This is a genomic window from Christiangramia aquimixticola, assembly GCF_048285835.1.
Taxonomy (GTDB): domain Bacteria; phylum Bacteroidota; class Bacteroidia; order Flavobacteriales; family Flavobacteriaceae; genus Christiangramia; species Christiangramia aquimixticola.
Genome location: NZ_JBLVTL010000011.1, coordinates 3,214 through 4,614 on the forward strand (window position 1 = coordinate 3,214; position 1,401 = coordinate 4,614).

Genomic DNA, 1,401 nt, shown 5'->3' on the forward strand with positions numbered 1-1,401 from the left:
TCTATTATATTCTTCGTGATAGAAATAAAAGATTGGAAAAAATTAAATAAAAAAGATTTCATCCGCAAATCATTTAAAGTTAACATCCTTACATCATCTTACGCCTTTTTTATTGGAGGATTAATTGGTATTTCAAGATATTTTTTTTGGTAATTAATTATTGGGAATATTAAAGGAATTTATTCAGATACACAGAGAAACCGAATTCAAATTTCGAAATAGGATAGGAATACAATTAGCCAGAACAAGTTTAAAACGAGGTAAATGTCAATAATGAATATAAATAGATTTTTAAAAAAATATACAGAAAAACCAGATTCAGCCTTTAAAAGACTTCTAGTATTAATATCCTTTGGTTATTTGCCAATTTTAATATTTAATATGGTAATGAGTTACCTTGAAATTATGCCTACAAATTTCAATAGTGAAAAAATTTTTGGTTTTAAAGCGGTATTAATTCAACTTGCATTTTCTCCTTTAATAATATTGGCTTTTACTGTGGCGATTTATGTATGGTTAATCTTTGGACATTTTGTTCTAAAAGTTTTAAAAACAATATTTTGTAACTAATTGCCAGTTGCCAACAACGGTTATCGCAAATAGGCGGTACCGTTAGGAAGAAAATATTTAACTTGATCAACTAATAAAACACTAAGCCGACCAACCCGCGTCCCTTACTCCGCCAACTTGCGTTAACCGGGACCGTTACCCACAATTCTTACATTGTGAATTACTAAGAAAATGAGACAAGAGAAATTAATCTTAGAAACCAGCTTTTCGCTTCATCAGAAAATTATTTTAATCGGATTTTCACTCATCCCATTAATGTTCATTATTGAATTAATAGAGAAGAGATTGAACTGGAAAGGATATATATTTTTTATAATAGCTTTACTCCTCTTTTGTTATTTAATATCATTAGCATTTTCCAAAAAAGGATTGATTAAAAAAAATCAAAAATTATATAAAGCTAAATTCTTCAAAGGGATCATATTATTTAAACAAAAGATCAATCTAAAAGATAGACCAGTTGTTTCAATTTTAAAATTTAAAAAGAGTCAAAAATTTGCATTTTTCTCTGCTGCTAAACCTGATTTAGGTGAATCTTTTAATTCATTTGAAATATTTATTTTAAATAGAACTCATTATAAAAGAGATTCAATAATGTATTTTAAAAAAGAAGAAAGCTCACAGGAAGCAGTAAAATTTCTGACAAATGATTTTCCATTAAAACATGAAATTTTCAGTCCAAATCATGCTCGTTGAGAACTGTGGGTAACATCGGTTATCGCAAATAACGGGTTTTACCGAAAAAGTGTAATTTTAGAAACCAGGAATGAAAAGAGTTAATCCGACAAGACCGCGTCCCTACTCCCGCAACTTGCGTTAACCGTAACCGTT

At 28.9% G+C, this 1,401-nt stretch carries 2 protein-coding genes; both read left to right on the forward strand.

Features of this window, described 5'->3' with window-relative positions:
* Positions 1-264: 264 nt before the first annotated feature.
* On the forward strand, positions 265-570 hold the full coding sequence (locus ACNKXV_RS13245; protein ID WP_417908219.1) for a hypothetical protein: 306 nt from the start codon (positions 265-267) through the stop codon (positions 568-570).
* Positions 571-741: 171 nt separating this feature from the next.
* Positions 742-1,266 carry a hypothetical protein gene (locus ACNKXV_RS13250; protein ID WP_417908220.1) on the forward strand — a complete coding sequence of 175 codons (525 nt, stop codon included), beginning with the start codon at positions 742-744 and terminating at the stop codon, positions 1,264-1,266.
* Positions 1,267-1,401: the final 135 nt, after the last annotated feature.

Bases quoted from the DNA above. Each gene is read 5' to 3' on its own strand.
- ACNKXV_RS13250 (WP_417908220.1), top strand. From the start codon at position 742: ATGAGACAAGAGAAATTAATCTTAGAAACCAGCTTTTCGCTTCATCAG.
- ACNKXV_RS13245 (WP_417908219.1), top strand. From the start codon at position 265: ATGTCAATAATGAATATAAATAGATTTTTAAAAAAATATACAGAAAAA.